The 20,634-nt window shown below is 36.3% G+C and carries 18 protein-coding genes; 2 read left to right on the top strand and 16 right to left on the bottom strand.

Annotation, left to right across the window (positions count from 1 at the left end; genetic code table 11):
• Nucleotides 1–106: 106 nt before the first annotated feature.
• The 3 genes from BLE01S_RS18710 to BLE01S_RS18700 all read right to left on the bottom strand — a co-directional run bounded on the left by BLE01S_RS18710 (nucleotide 107) and on the right by BLE01S_RS18700 (nucleotide 3,467).
• Nucleotides 107–1,777 (bottom strand): glycoside hydrolase family 13 protein, encoded by a 1,671-nt coding sequence (locus tag BLE01S_RS18710; protein ID WP_066146015.1) that lies wholly within the window; start codon nucleotides 1,775–1,777, stop codon nucleotides 107–109.
• Between the two features lie 393 nt (nucleotides 1,778–2,170).
• Nucleotides 2,171–2,515: an ASCH domain-containing protein gene (locus BLE01S_RS18705; protein ID WP_066146012.1), complete on the bottom strand. Its 345-nt coding sequence runs from the start codon at nucleotides 2,513–2,515 to the stop codon at nucleotides 2,171–2,173.
• A gap of 121 nt (nucleotides 2,516–2,636) precedes the next feature.
• On the bottom strand, nucleotides 2,637–3,467 hold the full coding sequence (locus BLE01S_RS18700; protein ID WP_066146009.1) for a hypothetical protein: 831 nt from the start codon (nucleotides 3,465–3,467) through the stop codon (nucleotides 2,637–2,639).
• A gap of 187 nt (nucleotides 3,468–3,654) precedes the next feature.
• Between BLE01S_RS18700 and BLE01S_RS18695 the strand changes: the two genes are divergently transcribed.
• On the top strand, nucleotides 3,655–5,340 hold the full coding sequence (locus BLE01S_RS18695; protein WP_066146006.1) for an MFS transporter: 1,686 nt from the start codon (nucleotides 3,655–3,657) through the stop codon (nucleotides 5,338–5,340).
• 103 nt (nucleotides 5,341–5,443) lie between these two features.
• Here BLE01S_RS18695 and BLE01S_RS18690 read toward each other — a convergent pair whose 3' ends face one another.
• From BLE01S_RS18690 to BLE01S_RS18630, 13 genes are all read right to left on the bottom strand, one after another.
• Nucleotides 5,444–6,250 carry a patatin-like phospholipase family protein gene (locus tag BLE01S_RS18690; RefSeq protein ID WP_066146003.1) on the bottom strand — a complete coding sequence of 269 codons (807 nt, stop codon included), beginning with the start codon at nucleotides 6,248–6,250 and terminating at the stop codon, nucleotides 5,444–5,446.
• Nucleotides 6,247–6,861: a DedA family protein gene (locus BLE01S_RS18685; RefSeq protein WP_066146000.1), complete on the bottom strand. Its 615-nt coding sequence runs from the start codon at nucleotides 6,859–6,861 to the stop codon at nucleotides 6,247–6,249. The genes BLE01S_RS18690 and BLE01S_RS18685 overlap by 4 nt, the downstream gene beginning before the upstream one ends.
• Nucleotides 6,858–8,012, bottom strand: a complete 1,155-nt coding sequence (locus BLE01S_RS18680) for an MGDG synthase family glycosyltransferase (protein WP_066145997.1) — start codon at nucleotides 8,010–8,012, stop codon at nucleotides 6,858–6,860. Before BLE01S_RS18680 ends, BLE01S_RS18685 begins: the two co-directional genes overlap by 4 nt.
• A gap of 357 nt (nucleotides 8,013–8,369) precedes the next feature.
• On the bottom strand, nucleotides 8,370–9,110 hold the full coding sequence (locus tag BLE01S_RS18675; protein WP_066145994.1) for a MerR family transcriptional regulator: 741 nt from the start codon (nucleotides 9,108–9,110) through the stop codon (nucleotides 8,370–8,372).
• 104 nt (nucleotides 9,111–9,214) lie between these two features.
• Nucleotides 9,215–10,405 (bottom strand): MFS transporter, encoded by a 1,191-nt coding sequence (locus BLE01S_RS18670; protein WP_066145992.1) that lies wholly within the window; start codon nucleotides 10,403–10,405, stop codon nucleotides 9,215–9,217.
• Nucleotides 10,406–10,575: 170 nt separating this feature from the next.
• Nucleotides 10,576–11,280, bottom strand: a complete 705-nt coding sequence (locus BLE01S_RS18665) for an EcsC family protein (protein WP_066145989.1) — start codon at nucleotides 11,278–11,280, stop codon at nucleotides 10,576–10,578.
• Between the two features lie 87 nt (nucleotides 11,281–11,367).
• The gene (locus BLE01S_RS18660; protein ID WP_066145986.1) at nucleotides 11,368–11,874 is read right to left on the bottom strand and encodes a DUF2812 domain-containing protein; all 507 of its coding nucleotides are present in this window, start codon (nucleotides 11,872–11,874) and stop codon (nucleotides 11,368–11,370) included.
• Between the two features lies 1 nt (nucleotide 11,875).
• The gene (locus BLE01S_RS18655) at nucleotides 11,876–12,211 is read right to left on the bottom strand and encodes a PadR family transcriptional regulator (protein ID WP_066145984.1); all 336 of its coding nucleotides are present in this window, start codon (nucleotides 12,209–12,211) and stop codon (nucleotides 11,876–11,878) included.
• A 162-nt stretch (nucleotides 12,212–12,373) separates the two neighbouring features.
• Nucleotides 12,374–13,513 carry a mannitol-1-phosphate 5-dehydrogenase gene (locus BLE01S_RS18650; protein ID WP_066145981.1) on the bottom strand — a complete coding sequence of 380 codons (1,140 nt, stop codon included), beginning with the start codon at nucleotides 13,511–13,513 and terminating at the stop codon, nucleotides 12,374–12,376.
• Nucleotides 13,514–13,518: 5 nt separating this feature from the next.
• Entirely contained in the window at nucleotides 13,519–15,594 is a 2,076-nt protein-coding gene (locus tag BLE01S_RS18645; RefSeq protein WP_066145978.1) for a BglG family transcription antiterminator, read from the bottom strand.
• Nucleotides 15,595–15,686: 92 nt separating this feature from the next.
• Complete coding sequence (locus tag BLE01S_RS18640; RefSeq protein ID WP_066145976.1) at nucleotides 15,687–17,603, bottom strand: PTS mannitol transporter subunit IICBA; 1,917 nt, start codon at nucleotides 17,601–17,603, stop codon at nucleotides 15,687–15,689.
• A 304-nt stretch (nucleotides 17,604–17,907) separates the two neighbouring features.
• The gene (locus tag BLE01S_RS18635; protein WP_111703368.1) at nucleotides 17,908–18,858 is read right to left on the bottom strand and encodes an alpha/beta hydrolase; all 951 of its coding nucleotides are present in this window, start codon (nucleotides 18,856–18,858) and stop codon (nucleotides 17,908–17,910) included.
• Between the two features lie 81 nt (nucleotides 18,859–18,939).
• The gene (locus BLE01S_RS18630) at nucleotides 18,940–19,710 is read right to left on the bottom strand and encodes an arylamine N-acetyltransferase family protein (protein WP_066145973.1); all 771 of its coding nucleotides are present in this window, start codon (nucleotides 19,708–19,710) and stop codon (nucleotides 18,940–18,942) included.
• A 238-nt stretch (nucleotides 19,711–19,948) separates the two neighbouring features.
• Here BLE01S_RS18630 and BLE01S_RS18625 point away from each other — a divergent pair, with 238 nt between their 5' ends.
• Nucleotides 19,949–20,611, top strand: coding sequence for a GntR family transcriptional regulator (locus BLE01S_RS18625; protein WP_066145970.1), 663 nt, complete (start codon nucleotides 19,949–19,951; stop codon nucleotides 20,609–20,611).
• Nucleotides 20,612–20,634: the final 23 nt, after the last annotated feature.

Genomic DNA, 20,634 nt, shown 5'->3' with positions numbered 1-20,634 from the left:
TAAGCTTCTAAGCCTTTATCCTTTTCGGATTAGACAACAATACAAACCTATATAATTATAATTGTACATACAAAAAGCTCTGTCACAATTGACAGAGCCCTCTTTCTTATACATTCATCAAATACACCCTAGCTTCATACGGTTTTAAAGTTATTTCTGTGCTGTTTTCTTTTAATGTAGTTGCTATGTTCGTGAGAATAAGATTATTACTTGAAACAGACATTCCATTCTCAGCTATCCATATAGCCTCTTGATTCGATATATTTACCATTACCAAAGCTGTTTTACCATCTAATCTTCTTTGGTAAGCGAAAACTTGCTCATGATCTTCCATTAATAGATCATAACTTCCATACGTAAAGATTTGATGCTCTTTTTTCAATTGGATCATTTTCTTATAAAAGTGAAAAACGGAATCTTTGTTTTCACGTTGCTGTTCGACATTAACAGTTTGATAGTTGGAATTCACTTTCATCCATGGCTTTCCAGAAGAAAAACCTGCATTTTCTTCATTAGACCACTGCATAGGTGTTCTACTATTATCCCGAGATGTATTACCAAGAATATGAAGGATTTCCTTATCGGAGAGACCTTCCTCTTTCTTTTCATGATAAAGATTTTTGGCAGCTACATCATCATAATCTTCAATTGAGTCAAAATATGCATTTGTCATGCCAATTTCCTGCCCTTGGTAAATGAACGGTGTCCCTTTCATAAAAAAGTACATCGCACCGAGGGCAGTCGCACTCTCTCTCCAATACTCCTTATCATTTCCCCAACTTGACACAATTCTAGGCTTGTCATGATTTTCAATGTACAATGCATTCCAACCGTCATTTTCAAGTCCTTTTTGCCAACGCGTTAATGCTTGTTTTACATTGATCACATCTAGCCCAGTTTCTGATTCATAATCCCATAAATCAATATGTTCGAATTGGAAGATCATATCCATTTTACCTTCTTTTCCGACCCATAAATTTGCTTCATCAACACTTACACCGTTTGCTTCACCAACGCTCAAGGCATGTTCGTATTTCCCATAAGTTTCATCTTTGAACTCTTGTAAATATGTATGAATCCCTTTTTGATTCATATGCATATCAAAAGACGAAACATATTTTTTCCCATCTGGATTTGGCATATCTGGGAAGCCGGGGCGCTTTTTAATATGACTAATAGCATCAATGCGGAATCCGTCAATGCCTTTATCAAGCCACCAATTGACCGTATCATATAAAGCCGTACGTACTTCTGTATTTTCCCAGTTCAGATCAGGCTGACGCCGGGAGAATACGTGCAAGAAGTATTGGTCTGTCTTTTCATCGTATTCCCATGCAGAACCGCCAAAGATACTTTCCCAGTTATTTGGCTCTTCGCCATCTTTTCCATCACGCCAAATATACCAATCACGTTTTGGATTATCTTTGGATGATTTAGATTCGATAAACCATGGATGTTCGTCACTTGTATGATTTAAAACAAGATCAATAATCAGTTTCATTCCACGATCATGCATTTCCTGCAGCAAGGCATCGAAGTCAGCCATCGTCCCAAAGTCCTCAAGGATATCTTGGTAATCTGAAATGTCATAGCCATTGTCATCAAGTGGTGACTTATACATCGGACATAACCAAACAAAATCAATACCTAGTTCCTGTAAATAATCAAGGCGATCAATCACACCGCGAATGTCACCAATTCCGTCACCATTCGAATCTTGAAAACTTCGTGGATATATTTGATAACCAACTGCTTCATGCCACCATTTCTTTTCCATACATAAACACCTCTTTTTTACGTTAAGCGCTTTATTATATATGCAAACGATTGCGCAAACCTTTTATTTATAATATATCGAAGTTCACATTAAAAAACAAGTAATCTAATAATATATAATTGTCCCCGACTTTTTCATCATTTACCATGGCGTAAAGAGGTATTTAAGTACGGATATATTTTTCCTTATTACTCTCCCGCCTAACACGACGCATTTTTTCTCCAACAGCAGGAGTTCCTCTTCATCAGAAAGCTGTGGTGGTCAATGCTTAGGAAGAAAACTCCACAGTCTACTAGGTATTGTTAAATAAAAAAGGAGGGGCTGTCCTAAAAGTCAGCTACTGCGACTTATTGAACAGCCCCTGTCTATCAAGTTTTTTACACAGAACGAATTTTATTTAGATACAAACTCATGAACCCAAACTTTCATTTTAGGAACCCAAGGCATACCTGGATGCATTGACAATATTGATTCTTTATATTCATCTAATGTCGCAAATCCCTCTTGTTGTGCATGCTCATCTGTCATTTCACCTAGAGCTTGCGAATAAACCCTCTCAACCACAAATTCACGGTCCTGAAGTATCATTACTTCTCCGATATCCGCATATCGGCCATTTCGTCTTGTAGCTGTCTTTTCTCCCTTAATCACTTTTTCAATGTCTGCTGGGACTGTAACTAAGCGTTCAATTGTACATGTTTTTGGAGGAAGTGCATCATTCTTGTTTTGTAAAGTCACGAAAAAAACCACCTTTAATGTTGTTCTTCCCTTAATTATATATGATTATAAGTGGTTTTGAACAACTCAACATACAATATAAAATAATTGGCTCATTTCCGTTCATATTTTTGTTATAAATTTATTTATTTTCTTGAATAGAAGCAAGAATTTCAAGTAAATCTTGTGCACTTTTATCCATTTCTACTTCATAGACAATTGTGCCTTCCTGCCAAGTAATATATTGTTTACGATCATCATTTTTGTATGTTACATCAAGCGCAGCAGCCCCAATATCATGTGGAGCTGGAAGTGTGTTCTTTTCTAAAAATGCTACAATATTTTTAGCTTCTTGTGTAACATCTTCCCCTTGTTCTGTAAACCCGCGTACTACGAGTGACCATCTACCTTCATTCCAACCGATATATTGAGAGCCAGCCGCCCCTTCACTATATCCCGTGATCCCAAATCCTAGGTCTACTTCATGTGCGCCAGTCTTGGAATGATCTTCATAGTTAATTTCTTGGGCCGCTTGTTCTGCAGATCCATATCCTGTTGCTTTTAGTGTAGCAATATTCGCTTCTTTACCTTCTAACTTATCATTATTTATCGGAATCGGTTCATTTGTTTCTAAAAACATAACCGTATATTGATTTTTATCGGAAGTAGTTTTAGCTGTCAAATGCTGCCCTGACGACACATTCATTACTTTTGGCAGTTTGATCGGTATATTTGTTTCTAATTGTTTCTCTGTCTCATTAATAACTTCCTCTGGAGTTAACGTTTGTTGATTAGTAGTCTCATCTACCTTACTTTGTTGCTGATCCGTTTGTTCCTTTGTTGTTTGAGAGGAATTTTCACTTTCTACCCCCATATCATTTTCTATCGTTGCTCCATTTCCCTGAGATGAATCAGTGGAATTACATCCCGTCAACACCAAAATAACGATGCCACAAACCATCAGCTTCTTCATCAATGAACATCTCCTTAAAATTTGCGTTATTAATCAACATCTCACTTTTCGGGTATCATTTTACTTTATTATTTCCCTTCGTAAGGTTTACAAAAACATTTATTTATTTCTAACGTTTGAAACCTTTTTAGCGTCAATTCGTAAATAGATGAGGGTTAATTTTGCACGAGAAAGGAGCTACCTTTATATGGCAAGCATTTTTATTTTTTCACTCATTGTAGCGATTATATTTACTTTGATCTTGATTCCAATCAAGTCTAAGCAATTAAAGAAATCAGAGAAGGCAGCAAAGCGAAATATTGGTGCAGAGTACATCGGCGTAACTGTACTCATGTGGATTATCATATTCGGATATTATTATCTATCGAATATGGATAGAACGATTAGTTCACTTTGGCTACCTTTATTAATTGTCACTGCTCTTGGCGCAGTATTTGCAAGTAAACGCGAACAATTGTTTAAGGGCGTTTTATTTTTAGCTAGTTTTGCTTTTATGGTTTATATTTTAAGTGCTTTTTTGTTTAATGCAGATGAAAAATACACCGTCTCAAAGATGGAAGAAAAAGTAGAAATCAAAGCATTTGATGAAACAAAAACACCGGCTAGTGTGCCACCAAAATTCGCAAGAAACAAAATGAAAAAAGCCTTTGGGCAAGTGCCGAATACAAGTTATTATGAGCTTGGAGAATTACAAATTCAAAAAATAGGAGAGGAATTTGTTTATATTGCACCTGTTGAATTTTCCGGCCTTTTTAAATGGTGGAATGGCAAAACCACACCTGGATATTTTAAAATGAGCGCAACAGATGCATCAAACAATCCCAAGTTTGTAAAAGCAGAAATGACCTATACTCCCTCTGCTTATCTTAATAAAAATCTAGAGCGATTCATTCGCAACCAAAATCCAGATCTTATCTTTTATGGAGATCCAAGATTAGAGATTGATGACGATGGAAAACCTTTCTATGTTAGGACCTATGGCCATTTCATTTCGGCACGTAATGGTTTTGAGATGCAAGGAGTTGTCATGGTAGATCCGGCTAATGGGAAAACAAAGAAATACTCTTTAGATCAGGTTCCCGCATTCATTGACGGTGCCGTTTCTCCCGAAGCAGTTAGTTTACAAAATAGTTACTTTGGAAAGTATGTACACGGTCTTTGGAATAGTTTTTTTGGTAAAAGGGATGTAAAGCTTCCTTCTGATGAAGGAACGGTTGCCAATGTGAGTCCTATCTTCAATGAAAAAGGTGAAATGGTCTATTTTACCGATTTTACGAGTCCAAAAGAAGGCGTTGATTCGATGCTTGGCTACTCACTCACAGATGCTCGTTCTGGTAAAGCGACTTATTACACAGGAAACCTAGAAGAGTCATATATGGATTCTCAGGCAGCATTACAAATTATTGATAAGAAATTTATTGAGAAAAAGTGGTCTGGAGAAATGCCTGTTCTTTACAACTTTTATGGTGAAGCTAGTTGGTTAACACCTGTACTCGATTCGAACGGATTCTTGCAAAATTACTTTATTGTTTCTGCTGCAAACCCAGAGATATCTGTTTTTGCTAATACACCAAATGAAGCATTAAAGCTATATAAAACCGCATTACAACGGGGTGGTAGCTCTGTTGACGGTACATCGAATGCCGAAGAGAAAAGTGTATCAGGAACCATATTACGAGTATTCAAAGAAAAGGCTGGCGATTTTACTGTCATCTCTTTTTATCTAGATAATAAGCAAAACTATATTGTTTCCTCGGAAAACTCTCCGCTCGCCATCTACTTAGAGACGGGAGATAAAGTAAACGTGAAATATTTAGACACAGGAGAAATATTCATGCCAGTTAAGGATCTTAATATTGACGGTTTACAATAAGTGAAACACCTGAAGGACTACTCCTTCAGGTGTTTTTGTATCATGCATTCAACTAACAGTTGAAATGATAAGATTAACAACATTCCTCTTCAGAATTCAACATCTACCGGACTTTTCTTAACCACTGATCCATATAAATAATATTATCGCTACTTTCATATAACTCTCTATTAAGCAATACTTTCCTTGCTTCCTCTTGCCCTAGTTCAATAGATTTATATAATGATTTTGTTTCAAACCTTCCAATGTCGTGAAGATCAATATCTATCAGTACATCTGCATGTTGCTCTAAGCAGCGATCAGTATTTTTTTGACTTGCTATATCAATATATCGGTTCAAAACGGAGATTAGATTGGATGGATAATGAGGATTTGAGCTGCGCACTCTTACAGATGTCACTTTCTCAGCACCCATGCCTCTAACGATATCAGCAGGATTATTATTTAAAATATAGCCATCTACTAATAATTTATTACCGATTTCTATTGGAGAAAATAGACCCGGTATTGCTATGCTTGCTCGAATGGCAAGGGCCACTTCCCCCGATTTAATAACAACCATTTCTCCAGAGATAAGATCAACACAAATAACAGCAAACGGAATATCCAAATCAGAAAAGTGCTTTCCATCAGTCAATTTTAATAATGTGTTATAAATTCTGTCACCTTTTATCCAGCCTTTTCGATTAAAACCAATATCAATATGGCGCCGAATAGATATATCATGAACAACACTTTTCATCATTTCTGGATCTAGTCCGCACGCAAATAATCCTCCGACAACTGAACCTGCACTTGTTCCTGCTATATGAGTGATTTCGATATTATTATTAATTAATTCTTTTAAAGCACCTATATGGGCAACTCCCCTAAGAGAGCCACCTCCCAGTGAAAGTCCTGTTCTTTTCAATTGTTTTGTCCTCCTTCTTCCACTCTATATAACTTCTCTTTTCTCTGTTTCATCCTTTTATAATAAATAAGAATGATGATCGCTATCACAACTACAATCGTTCCATACCCATATATACTATAGGTGCTAAAATATCTCTTGAATGTCTCATAATTTCCGTTAAAATAATCTCCGAGAAGAATCATTACATACGACCACGGGTATATTCCACAAAAGGTTAAAATAAAATATTTAAATAAGTTCACTCTACTTATACCCGCTACATATGAAATATAATTCCCAATACCAAATGGCCGAGAAAATGCCACGCTCCAAACCCCATAACGATTGAATAAGACAATTCCTTTTTCCAAACCCTTTTTTAGTTTATTAGGTAAAGAACTTTCAAGTTTCATTCCTAGGTAATATGGGATTAGGCTGGCAAGGCTATAAAACATACTCATTCCCGCTGCTATAAACGCAGTATTGACATACCCCGGTGATAATAAATATCCATACGAAAGTACAATAACCAAACCAGGAAACGGTAAAGATGATCCTTCTAAAAACATAGATAGAAATAAGCCAGGAATTCCAATAGTATTAAGCCATTCTAAAAATTGTTGAATCATTGAACTTTTTTCCTTCTTTCTATCTCATAACGGAAAGCTTTTAGGCATTTTTCCTCAAGCAAAGAATTGATTAAAGTTGAAATTTGCTCAGGGCCTCTCGCCTCTAATTCGGATAAATAGTTTTGTAATGAATAATGAAACTGATCAACTAATGATGGATCCTTGAAATAATCAGTAATTTGATCCTCCAATGGATGTTCATCATCTAATTCATGCACAAGTTTACGTTCTTTTAACAGGCTTAAATTAATTTCTTCTTGCCCTGGAAGTGCGGAATGGATGAAAATCGGTAAGCCTTTCTTTAAAGCTTCGCTAATCGTTACGCCACCTGGCTTCGTAATGATCGCGTCTACTTTAGTGTAAAGCTCATTCATTTTCTCTTTTGATGTGATATATGGAAGTGGATGAATATTGCTTCTACCAAGATTTACAATACTTTGATATAATTTTTTATTTTTTCCGCATAGAACAATATATTTTATCGTTTCATTATCATTTTGTCGCCGCAAAATCTCTGTCATACCCCCGAGCCCAACGCTTCCACCAGACACCAACACATGATAGCCAGATCCTCTCTTAATTAGATGCGGCTGCTCTGCAAATTGTTCCGAAATTGGTATGCCAGTAACAAATATCTGGCTTGTTGGATCTTTTTTTAATAATTCCCTCTTCACTGCTTGACTAGGTACAAAATGATAATCGATTCCAGCTATTCCCCAAACATCATTTACAAAAAAGTCAGTGTATACATTAATAATTGGTGCGTGACATTGATCCCGCATTTTTAGTCTGCTTAGAAAATAGGATGGGAACCCATGCGTACAAATAATCAAATCTGGATTTTCTTCGGAAATGATTTGTTTCATTTTGTTTAAAAAGAGAAAATCATAATATTTATAAGAGCGTTGTTTTTTTGACGTATGCGCCATCTGTTTATAAGCCCATGCATATGTTTTAGGAAAATGATGAATCCACTCAAGATACGTTTTTGTAACGAGGCTTTCTACCACGGGATTCCATTCGCTTAAAAGATCTATCTTTTTACAAATAAATTTGGGATTTCTTTTGCGCAAATAGCTTGTAATCGTATCTGCCACTTGATGATGACCTGAAGGCATTCTTAATAGAGGGAAAAATAATACTTTCTTCATTGCTACTCATTCCTTTCGCGGACTCCATGTGCTTACATTAAGCATACAGAAAAAAAATCAAAAACGAACCTAGCTACAGACTAATGATTCACTACAACTTAAGTCTGATTTCTACAATTTAAAATCCATTTTTCTTGCTTCTTTCATATATGATACTTATATAGACGTTAGAATAACTTTTACGCCTACGAATTTTGTGTTTTTAATAATACGGTTATATACTATATTTCCTTTTTAAAATAAACTTAAGCACTATAGTACATAAAAAAGCAGCAAAGAAACTTTATCGGCTTCTTCCCTGCTTTTTCTCATACTTATTATACGAAGCATTTGGTTTGTATCTGAAATTGCATACTCCTACTCTTTTTGTGTATCAGCAAAAATTGCCATAGCATCACACATAAACTTTGCTAAACCATCGCCAAATTGATCAATATTTTTCGTAAAGCGTTCATCATCAATATACATTTGTCCTAACCCTTTAAATGCATCTAGTGAATAATTGCCCATTCGATTTAAAAGTTCAAACCACTCTTTTATTCCTGTCTGTGCTTCCTCAGAATGAGGAGCGAGATGGCGAATGCTCGCAAGCTTTATATATATATCATTAAACCTTTCTTCAAAATCTTTCTTTTCATCCTTAGACATGGCCTGCACTTTCGCATTCGATTGATCAACTGCTTCATCTCCCCAACGCTTACGTGCTTCTTGCTCATATGGATTACTACTAAAATCAAAGCCCTCAAATTTTTCTTTATGAGACATTTTTATTTCCCCTTTCGAATATTTTATTGTTTTCTCAATGGTCGCGATCATTTGATCCAATCGATTACGTTTTTCAAGCAACATCTTTTTATGCAACTCCAGTGCTTCTTGTCGGTCAAATGAAGGACGATTGATTACTTCTTTTATTTTTTTCAAAGGGAAGCCAAGCTCTTTAAAAAACAATATTTGTTGCAATGTTTCTAGATTGTCATCAGAATAAATACGATAACCCGCTTCAGTTATCTCTTCTGGAATTAATAACCCGATTTCATCATAGTGATGTAGTGTGCGCACACTAATTCCAACTAAGTCTGCTACTTCTTTTACTTTCACTTGTCTTGCCTCCCTTCAGTTATTACTATAGGGTATCACGTTACGTCATGGTCAATACTTTATTGATTTTTCCTCTCAAAAAAAGAGCAAAGTCCAATTGGACTCTACCCTTGTTTAATCGTTGCTAATTTATTACTTTTTCCTTTCCATGCGATCGACACACCCATCGTAATTACGAGGACAATTAGACCAAGAATAAATGGATATGTGATATGAATATCATAAAGTAAACCAGCTAGAAGTGGTCCGAGAATATTTCCGATACTCATATAAGCATTGTTCATTCCCATTGCAAATCCTTGTTCATTTCCCGCGAGTTTTGATATAAGTGTTGTCAAAACTGGTCTCAAAATAGATGTGGAGAGGAAAATAATCGTTGTGACGACAAAAAACATTTCATAAGTTGGTGCAACTAGTGATAATAGGAATCCTCCTGCTGCAACACCAAGGAATATAGTCAACACAGCCGCTTCACCAAAACGACCAACTAGACGATCGACAGCGAACAGCTGGACGATAACACTTACGATTCCAGTGGCCGTGACCATAATAGCAATATCCTTAGGCGTAGCCCCGAACTGATTGTCAACAAACAGACCTAAGACTGATTCATATGCCATTAAACCGAAGCTCATGACCAGAATGATGACGAGTGGGATAAAGTACGGTTTAGTAAAGGATTGCCCAAGCTTTTTAATCATGGGTTCTGAATCATCTTCAGGAACATAGCTGTCCGTTCCCATACTTTCCTTTAATACAAATGTCGAAAAGATAACCGCAACGACCCCTACGATAGCTGATACAAGAAGTGGTACTTTTAAACCAAAATCCGCTAGGAACCCACCAACTCCAGGCCCGATTACAATACCTAAAGACATCGCCGCAGAAATATAACTATTTCCCTTAGCCCGTTGATCCATCGTAGTAATATCTGCTACATACGCAAATATCGCAGGTACTAATAAGGCAGCACCTATGCCACCAATCACGCGTGATATATACAGCACGATAATTGAATCGGAAAAATAAAAGACAAACATAGATAAAGCAAGTCCACTAAGTCCCGATATAATCATTTTCCGACGTCCATATTGATCCGTCCATTTCCCAGCAATTGGTGATACAACAAGCTGTGCACCTGCAAAAATGGCAATCATTAATCCTGCTGCAGTTCCCCCTTCGCCGATGGACTTCAGATAAGCTGGCAATATAGGAATGATAATCCCAAAACTACCGATAGCTATAAACATATTTATCATTAAAATAAGCATTTTTTTACGCTGATCTCGTGTCAAAACACTAACCCTCTTTCTTTCTTAAAGTATAAAGTCGATTCCTCATTATAGTCCGAATGGAAAGTTTCCGCCATACTAATTTATATAGAAAATCTAATAAGTTAAAAAGGGTCTGACCCCCACTACGTTAAAGCTTTAACGTAGTGGGGGTCAGACATCTAAAAGATTGATTATCTCATCCTTAACCGATAGGCATTCATCGCTGTTTCCCCAAGTTGATCGAGCAGATTATAGTTTGCATATGCCCCAACTACCGCTCCGATCCCAGGAATTAATTGAAACATTTTTACCAGGTCAATATAATCGCGATATTCTTGTTGGAACACTCGCCAGTCCATATCGACTAGCGACTTCTTTTGTTCTTCCCAATCTTCAATAATATAAAAAGTTTCTTTGCGCTTTTCATCACTCGAAAAAGCAAGTTGGAATACATGGAGAATAAATAAGCGTTCCTCATATTCGCTCGTATCAAAACCATACACAGCAGCAGCTTCAAATAAAAACTTCATTTTAATCGATAAAAGTAACGGGAAATCAGCAATCCCAAGTAATATGCCACCCGCACCAGTCCCAGCGCCCTCTATCACCGCTGTTTTTCGATAGGTCGATAACTTCTGTTTTAAAAGCTCATCACGTTCATATAAACTAATCCCTACTGCTTGCTGTTTGTTGGTCGTCATATTTGAACCAACAAGGGTTGCCTTTACCATATTTTTAATACTTTCAGTCATAATTGTATGAACTTTTTCCGGTATTAATTCATTCACTTTCGTTTGTGCGGTCTTCGACATTCGATTAAGCAAGCTTGACCGCTTAATCATTTTTCTTTTCCAAGCTTCCAACTCACTTTCTACTATCTGGCTATAATCAGTCATTTTTACCATCCTCTAGCTTTAGTAGTACCAAAGTATACGCTTGATTAGAGAAAAGGATTCATTATACGAAAAGTATTTTTCTCCCACCTACTTATAATAATAATTGATTTTCCGTTTAAGAGTATAGAACATATACAAATAAAGTATGATAACAATGGCAATAAACACCGCTAAAATTACTTGAATCGTCCACCCCTCCCACGTCACAATAAGTCCTATTTGTGATGTGATCATAGCGAAAAAGATTGCAATATAAAATGCCATCATTCGTTGTAGTGTTTCCTTCACTGATTCACTATCAGAGTAAATCTTTTTACTCCCCTCCGTGCCAGCTTTTGTACAAAAGTAATGAAATCGCTTGATAGAACTATCTACATATTGCCAGCCAGCGTCTTGGTACAACTGAAAGTAATCATCATCCGCTTCACGAAAATCGATTTGATAAATATATGATTCATCTGGGTTCTCATCAAAATAATACGTAAATAAACGATATTTTTTAAAATGGAGACCTCTTTTCGACATTTCTGTCAACCACTCTTCTTCTTTTTCAATGCTTGAAGCAAGAAATAGTTTAAACCTTTTTATGGTCATCTTATTCACCTTCCAATTCCTCTATTATTCCTTGGGCATTTTTGACGAGTGACTCAAGGCGCTTATATTCAAGTCGAAGCACCTCTTTACCAAGCGATGTCAATCGATAATATTTACGGCGGTCTTCCTGATTTGCTTCTGCCTTTAAAATAATATGTTGCTTTTCAAGTTTGCTAAGGGCACCATATAGAGTTCCTGGACCCATTTTTACATCTCCATGGCTAATTTCTTCAACATCTTGCATAATGGCATATCCATGTCGTATATCTCTTAACGATAATAATATATAATATGTTGCTTGCGATAGCGGTAAAAAATCCTCTGTTCGTTTTGTCATCTTTTCACCTACTTTTCATATATCGCGATCCGATATATCGAACTACGATATAATAATAACAAATTGCTTTTAATTCTACAATCCCTTTTTTTATAAAATTTAAATAAAAAAAGACCACTAAGCATTCGCCTAATGGTTTTTAAAGTATCACTGCGTAAACAATTATTTCATTTCATTATATTGTCTTATTACTTCTTCAGTAATTTCACTATCTTCTTCTAACCCACTTACCTCTTTAAGTGTGTGTGGTAAACCATTTTCCTTCATCATCGCTTGTAATTTCACAGCTTCTTCATCGTCTTTGAAATCAAATAGTAAGGCTGATGCCATCGCCTTTGCAAGATGTGTATAGGAAAGTCCTGCTTTGCTCGCTTCCACAGCTGGGCGTACCAAACGATCATTTGGACCAAGCTTACGAATTGGTGAACGGCCAACTCTAGTAACGCCATCATTTAAATAGGCATTTTTAAAACGTTCAATAATTTTATTAATATATTGTTGATGTTCTTCTGAGTTTAAACCATATTGTTTCACTAAATAATTACCTGTCTCATTAAGAGCCGCTTGAACTTGTTCGAGAATTTTTTCATCAGCCAACGCTTCATCTATCGTTGATTTATTTCCAAGATAACCAAGATAAGCAATGTAAGCATGTCCCGTATTCACTGTAAAAAGTTTTCTTTCAATAAAAGGCGCTAAGTCTGGAACAATTGTCATCCCTTCAATTGGCGGAATGCTTTCTGTTGTTTCCACAACCCATTCATAATAAGGTTCTACAAGTACATCTAATGAACCTTGATTATTTTGGATAGGCACAATCCGATCCACCGCAGAGTTAAAGAAATAAACCCTTTCATCTAATTTAGATTTTGTTTCTTCATCCAAATGTTCAAGTATATAACCTTTTAGAAGATCTGTCGCTGATATTTGGTTTTCACAAGCAATCACATATAATGTCTCATTGCTTTCCTTTACTCTTTTAGCTAATCCCTTCGCTATTAACGGAGCAATACGCGGCAGTATATTTGGACCAATTGCAGTAGTAAGGTAAGTAGCATCCTGAATCGCTTCAATGACTTCCTTTTCCTGTGTTAAATTATTTAACCCCGACACATTCTCTATTGTCATCGTTTCTTGTAGATCTGTTGCTAATTTAACTTGATATTGCTTTTCTTCATTTAATTGTTGAATAATTTGTTCAGCAATATCTATAAATGTTACATGATATCCAGATTGTGAAAATAGTGCACCAATAAAACCTCTACCTATATTCCCTGCACCAAAATGTACTGCTTGTTTCATTCGTATCAGTCCTTTATTAAAGTAGTATGAAGATAATCTAGAAAAGTTGCCTCTAACTTTGTACGAATCGCTTCCTCATTTGCTGAAGAAAAAATTAACATTGCTTCCTTACTTTCAATTAAGCTTGTACTGATCAAACTTACTATTTCCTGCTCCCTTATACTTAACTCTTCAGGCGCCAACATCAATAGTAAGTTCTTCATATACATGTCATTCCCATCCATACCCTTAACTAAGCAAGGAACTTCCAAATGAGAGATTTGGAACATTAACTCTTTCACTTCCACATGCCTACAGTGGAAAAGAGCCATGCCTGTATTTGGTATGCCAAGTCCACCTTGTTTTTCTCGATCTTGTAAGGTAACGATAACTTGCTTATCATCTGTTAAAATCTTATCTTTCTTAGCTTGATTTACCATTTCTTTAATAATTTCTTTATGTTCTGTATTTCGCGTTCGATAAACACCAAAATTCTTTATCACAGCGTCGATGCTCTGATGTACATCCATCAGCTCTTGCAAAATAACGGACAGTTCCCCTCTTACTGGAACTTCCTTTTGTGCGGGCTCTATATATTGCTTATCTTTCGTTAGGCTTTCCATATTATTTTTCAAATAACTTTTGATTGCCATAATATTTTCAGCACTTAAAAGTGGGGAAACTAGGATATAATCAATGTCTATAAATGGAAGTCTTACTGTTGAGATAATCAGATCATAGCTTTTTAAGTTTTTTTTCTCCTGAATATCTTTTATCGATTTAATCTCTACCTCATCAATTTCTATGATTTCCTTCTTAATTCGACTTGCCAGCATCTTAGAAGTTCCTATACCTGTTGGGCATAAAACTAATGCTTTAATAGATAGTTGCTCTTCTTTCATCACTAATGCGGAACCAAAGTGGAGGACAATAAAGGCTATTTCATCATCTGGAAAATCACCAATATCTTTAAATTCTTCCTCTACAAAGCTCTTAACAGCCATAAATAAGAGCGGATACTTTTGTTTTATTTCCTCTTTCAACGGGTTAAATAATCCCATTTTTTGCTCAAGACGGTAAAGAGATGGTTCCATATGAGCTAAAAGCCCTTGGTACAAAGAAAAGTCATTTGTTAAATCTACATGAAGCTTGGTTGATACATCTATTATTAAATTCCTTATCACCTGGCTAAGCATTACTTTGTCATATGAAAGGTCTGTTACCTCTTGGAGCTTAGAACCCTTCAGGATAATTGCTAGGTAGAGCAAATCTTCTTTCGCCAAGGAAATGGAATATACTTTTTCCAACTCGGCACATATCTTTTTTATCAAATTATATTCATGAGTTAGTTCAGTTGTATCTTCCTCTTCTGTTCTTAAAAGAAAGCCATCCTCTTTCCTTTGCAAGGTAATACAGATATGTACAATGAACCCGATGTAATCACTATCTGCCAGATGCAGTTGTGAACGATTAAACGTAGCGTTTACTAACTTATTTATAGTTAGGAGATAATCGGGATTCAAATAATGTAAAAGCACTTCTTGTTTGCTCTTTCCATTTTCTAATAAAAATAAACTTTCAATGAGCTCTTCACTAAAATAAAATAAGAAAAAACGTGCTAAGGCTTTTCGTTTATTAGGTTCCGTCCCAATAATCTCAATCCCTACACCTCTTTTTCTAGCAATGTACATATTAAAATTAGCTAGCCAAACTTCTATTTCATCCAAATAAGTCGTTAAGGTTGTAATACTCACACCAAGGTCTTTCGCTAAAATTTGGATCGTATAGAATTCTTCCTGTAATAAAGCCAATAGTAGAAGTAGTTTTCTTTCATGTGGTGTTTGATCAATTGGATCTAACTTTGCTAAATGCTGAATTAGACGAAATATTTGTTCATTCTTGCCTTCAATTAACAATCCTTTATTTGTCTTGCGAACTAACTCCAATTGAAAAAACTGAAGTATTTTTTCTATCGCTTTTAAATCACGCTGAACTGTTCTGGTACTGACATGTAGATATCCCGCGATAGAAGACGCTGTATGTTTTCCAGCCGTTTTGATAATTAATTCAATAATATCCTTTTCTCTCGTCGTAATGTACATACCATCATCTCATTTCAGCATATATAAAAATTGTTCATTGAATAACGGTGAATAGAAAAGCAAAAAACATGCTTTTCTATTCACCAAAGTAACTATTCGCTTTTAATATTAATCATATCCATGATTTCTTTGGCTGTTTTGGCTTCAACCATTTTTTCTATATTATCCATATCTGAGCAAGTTACAGCTATTCCAGATAAGATCTCCAGATGTGTACCGTCTTTACCTGCAATACCGAAAATCAAACGTACTTTTTGACCATCAAAGTCAACTCCATTAGGAACCTGTAAAACGGTAAATCCTGATTTAAGGACTGCCTGTTTGGCTTCTTCGGTACCATGTGGAATTGCTACATCATTTCCCATATAGGTAGATGTCATTTCGTCACGGGCAATCATTGCTTCAATATAGCTTTCTTCCACATATCCTGCTTTGACCAAAGCACGACCCGCAAACCGAATGGCTTCTTCCTTATGGGCAAATGTTTGATTAATAAATACATTTTCCTCAAGAAGTAAATCATTTTCTGTATCGGCAATTTCAGTATCAACTGATATATTGTCTTCTGCATCTTCCACTACTTCTTGAAGTTCATCATTTACCGGATTTTGCAGCTGTTCAATTAATTTATCGTATTCAGGACTGGACAAGAAATTGTCTACCGACACGTGATAAGCAGTTGGGACTTTATTTTGTGCCCTTGGAGTTAGCTCGTCTTGTGTAATTACAATCTGAGCATCAGAAGGGAGATTACTGATCGCTGTATTTGTAACAGCAATATTTAATCCAGCTTCCTTCACCTTCTTACGTAGAAGAGAGGCCCCCATTGCACTTGAACCCATTCCAGCGTCACAAGCAAAGTAAATTTTATTAACATCTTCTGGGACATTTTCTGTATTTGCAACGAATGCACCTGCAACAGAGCTTTTCTTCCCTTTCATTTCTTGCATTTTTCTTGCTGCTTCTTCAATATCTTCATCTGTTTGCTTACCTGTTTTTAATACGAATGTCGAAACGATGAAAGAGACAGCTGCCGCTACAAGAACTCCGGCAAAGTTAGCAATATATGCCATCGGCTGATGTGGGGTAACCGCAGCGATTGCTAGAATACTTCCTGGCGATGATGGCGCAAATAATCCTCCACCTAAAAGAACAAGTGTAAATACACCGCTCATTCCTCCTAGGATGACTGCCAAAAATAACATTGGACGCATAAGGATGTATGGAAAGTAAATTTCATGAATGCCACCTAAAAATTGAATAATCGCTGCACCTGGTGCCGATCTTTTTGCAGTTCCTTTACCAAAAATACTATAAGCAAGCAAGACCCCAAGTCCCGGTCCCGGGTTTGCTTCAAGCATTAACAAAACGGAATGACCAGTCTGTTTCACTTGCTCTAAGCCAATTGGCGTAAGTATGCCGTGGTTAATAGCATTATTTAAAAAGAGGATTTTACCAGGTTCGATCAGGATACTCGTCAACGGTAATAGTCCTAATCCAACTAGTCCATCGACACCAGCCATAAGCCAACTAGAAAATATATCAACGGCAGGACCGATTGCTAAGAATGATATAATAGACAGCAAACCGCCTAGTATACCTGCTGAAAAGTTATTCACAAGCATTTCAAAGCCAGCTTTAACTTTTCCTTCTACTAGCTGATCAAACTTCTTGATCACATATCCACCAATAGGTCCCATGATCATGGCGCCAAGGAACATAGGAATATCTGATCCAACAATGACACCCATTGTTGCAATCGCACCTACAACGCCCCCGCGCTGATCATATATAATCTTACCGCCTGTAAATCCGATTAAGAGTGGAAGTAAATACGTAACCATTGGATCTACCATTTTGGCAAGGCTTTCACTTGGTATGAACCCGGTAGGAATAAATAAAGCAGTAATTAAACCCCAAGCTATGAAAGCTGAAATATTCGGCATAACCATTGAACTTAGAAAGTTTCCGAACTTTTGTACAGCTACCTTTATATTAGATTGAGCCATATGCTCTCTCCCTTTCATATTTTAATGTTTACTAATTAATGTTAAAGTACATATCCTTTACATTCAATAAGGAAGAAAGCTAACTTTGTCGTACTAATAAAGACAAGTCTATTGTTTGACAATTTAATGGTATTTATACTTTACACATCTCAATAGAAATTCAAACATCTACTGTGTTTTGAGAAGTTTACGGAGGGTAATAAAGAGGATTACCAATGACCTTCTGAGGGCTATAATAAATGCAAAAAAGATTACTCCTAGCGTAACCTTCTTTTGGAATACTTGATTATCTATTTAATCGAGACTAATCAAATGTTTGATTAGAAAGACTCTCCTGCTTCATTAACCACCGGTAGATTACATGATATACCTCATTCTTATTCGTTTCATTCAGCATTTCATGTCTACCGTTCTGAAAGAATTTATATTCAATGTTCCCTAAGCCATTTTGTTCATATTGTTGGATTACCTTTTGCACACCTTTGCCCATCCGACCAACGGGATCCTTATCCCCACTAAAAATAAACATAGGTAATTGCTTCGGTATATATTGAATTAATTCATTATGATGGATTTTTTCCAAGCCTGTAAAAAGATCATAAAAGTACCCAGCACTAGAAAGAAATCCACAAAATGGATCATTCATATACTTTGCAACTTGTTCCTGATCACGGGTGAGCCAGTCAAACTTTGTTTTTGAATTTACTATTCCTTTATTAAAGGATCCAAAAGATAGGCGATCAAGTAAAGGGCTCGGAGTCCTGGCACCCTTTATTCGTATTTCCCATTTTGCTATTTGTTTTCCAATTTCACCTGCTATTCCTGGGCTTCCAGCTGTTCCAGATATAATTACCCCTTTAATAGAGTGGGAATATTTCTGGATATATCTTCTTGCTAAAAAAGAACCCATGCTATGTCCCATCAAGTATATTGGAACATCTGGATATTCTTTTTGAATCCATTGGTTCACACTATAAAGATCATCCACAACATATTCGAATCCATCTTCTTTCGCAAAAAAGCCATATAAGCCAGATTTTTCTCCTGTTTTACCATGACCTCGATGGTCATTTCCGTAAACAAATACTCCTTTATGTACCAAGTACTGGGCAAATTCATTATAACGTTCAATATGTTCTGCCATGCCATGGGAAAGTTGCAAAATTGCTTTTGGATGAACATTTTTCAATACCCACTTCTTCACGTATATTTCTACTTGGTCATGCATTGTTAGCCAATTAGATGTTATCTCCACTTTTCATCCCTCCAGCAATATAATGGTGTCTGATCCCCAACCTGGTAAAGCATCACCATAATAAAGAACAAATACTTTTATCTATTCTATTACGATACCAAAATGCTTTTTTAATGCTTCATTATATTCCTCTTTTGTCTGTGGTGTAAATGATTCGACGCCTCCCTCTGTAAAGATACGAAACTCTTTACCTGCGATCGAATTACGTCCTACAGCTGTTCGAATTGCTACCATAGCATCATGTATAAATATTGAATCTGGTGCGTTCTCACACCAATACGAGGCCATGATGTAGTCTTTGGGTAGCTGCGGCTCCTCAGTAAATGAGTAAATTTCGCTCCATTGTCCCCGCTTTTTTTCATATAGCATCCAACCATAATAATTATCGCGTTCCAATTGATAGTATTCTTCACCTTGCCTATGTACCAAATGCTCAACCATTTGAATTGGTTGACGCGGAACAACACCCCCTACACCAACATCACATAAATACAACTTCCCTTCTGTCTCTACTTGTAATACATGATGACGTCGCTTCGGTGGTGTATTCGGTTCATCCCGCCAAAAACGGGCGAAGTAATCGGTAACCTGATAACCGAGTTCCCTCAACAACCAACTAAAAAGTGCATTTAATTCGAAGCAATAACCACCACGACGACGGACAACAATCTTATCAAATAGCGCCGGTATTTCTAGTGATAACGGGATTCGCTGTAATATATCAAAATTTTCGTACGGGACTGATTGGAGATGGCATTCTTGTAACTGAGCAAGTGTTTCTATACTTGCTTCGGTCGGACCACTGTAACCAATTCGTTCTAGATAGCTAACAACTTCAGGTTTCATATCCATATGTATTCACTCCTCAATAGCTGTTCTACTCTCATATTAATAAAACCAGCACTTGCATTCAACATAAACTTGCAGATAATTCCAACTTGTCACACGGACATATTCTCACTCTTTCGTTCAATTGTATATTTGGTTATTTAAATCTTTCTACTGATATATTGCATATTGATTGTAATCGATTATCCTGTATACTCTATATATAGATACTATATAGAAAAATTTGCATGGGGTGAAACTATTGCCAGTACCTACTAATCATTCGAAACCGATCCGCACATCCGCAAAAGAAAGTGCGTTAAATCAAATTCAACAATGGATTATAGATGGGACATTACATCCTGGGGAAAAACTGAATGATACTGAACTTGCAAAAGCATTAGGCATCAGCAGAACTCCAGTTCGTGAATCATTACAACTCCTTGAAATGCAAGGATTCGTAAAAATGTATCCCGGTAAAGCAACGCAAGTAACTGAAGTAGAAAAGGAGTCTATCACAGACCTACTTCCTCCGCTAGCAGCTTTGCAGGCGCTAGCGGCAGAATTAGCTATTCCCTATCTTACAAACGAGATTATTGCATCACTCGAGAGTATTAATGAGAGATTTGCCAAAGCAGTTCGCTCAGAAAACTATTTTTCTGCTCTAAAAATAGATGAAGAATTCCATCAACTTATCGTTGAGACTGCTAATAACCCTTATATATTAGCACCAATTTCATTTTTACAGACACATGTAAGAAGATTATTTTTCCACAACTCAGTTGTTTTAACAGAAGCTTCAATAGATGAGCATGACCAGATTATTACGTTTCTAATAAATAAAAATGCTATAAAAGCTTCGTCAATGATGCGGGAAAATTGGTTGCGTGCCATTGATGAATTTCATTCTCTAAAGGATAAGTAATAAAAAAAGTGGTTATAAGCATC

It is taken from the genome of Lederbergia lenta NBRC 16444, from assembly GCF_001591545.1.
In the GTDB taxonomy this organism is placed as follows: domain Bacteria; phylum Bacillota; class Bacilli; order Bacillales; family Bacillaceae_C; genus Lederbergia; species Lederbergia lenta.
Note: the sequence above shows the minus strand (reverse complement) of the source record. Positions and strands in the feature narration are given on the sequence as shown.

Coding starts and splice junctions, on each gene's coding strand:
- BLE01S_RS18660 (WP_066145986.1), bottom strand. CDS start 11,874: ATGACCATAAAAAGGTTTAAACTATTTCTTGCTTCAAGCATTGAAAAA.
- BLE01S_RS18700 (WP_066146009.1), bottom strand. CDS start 3,467: ATGAAGAAGCTGATGGTTTGTGGCATCGTTATTTTGGTGTTGACGGGA.
- BLE01S_RS18665 (WP_066145989.1), bottom strand. CDS start 11,280: ATGACTGATTATAGCCAGATAGTAGAAAGTGAGTTGGAAGCTTGGAAA.
- BLE01S_RS18650 (WP_066145981.1), bottom strand. CDS start 13,513: ATGAAACAAGCAGTACATTTTGGTGCAGGGAATATAGGTAGAGGTTTT.
- BLE01S_RS18630 (WP_066145973.1), bottom strand. CDS start 19,710: ATGGATATGAAACCTGAAGTTGTTAGCTATCTAGAACGAATTGGTTAC.
- BLE01S_RS18645 (WP_066145978.1), bottom strand. CDS start 15,594: ATGTACATTACGACGAGAGAAAAGGATATTATTGAATTAATTATCAAA.
- BLE01S_RS18685 (WP_066146000.1), bottom strand. CDS start 6,861: ATGATTCAACAATTTTTAGAATGGCTTAATACTATTGGAATTCCTGGC.
- BLE01S_RS18640 (WP_066145976.1), bottom strand. CDS start 17,603: ATGGCTCAATCTAATATAAAGGTAGCTGTACAAAAGTTCGGAAACTTT.
- BLE01S_RS18655 (WP_066145984.1), bottom strand. CDS start 12,211: ATGACAAAACGAACAGAGGATTTTTTACCGCTATCGCAAGCAACATAT.
- BLE01S_RS18710 (WP_066146015.1), bottom strand. CDS start 1,777: ATGGAAAAGAAATGGTGGCATGAAGCAGTTGGTTATCAAATATATCCA.
- BLE01S_RS18680 (WP_066145997.1), bottom strand. CDS start 8,012: ATGAAGAAAGTATTATTTTTCCCTCTATTAAGAATGCCTTCAGGTCAT.
- BLE01S_RS18695 (WP_066146006.1), top strand. CDS start 3,655: ATGGCAAGCATTTTTATTTTTTCACTCATTGTAGCGATTATATTTACT.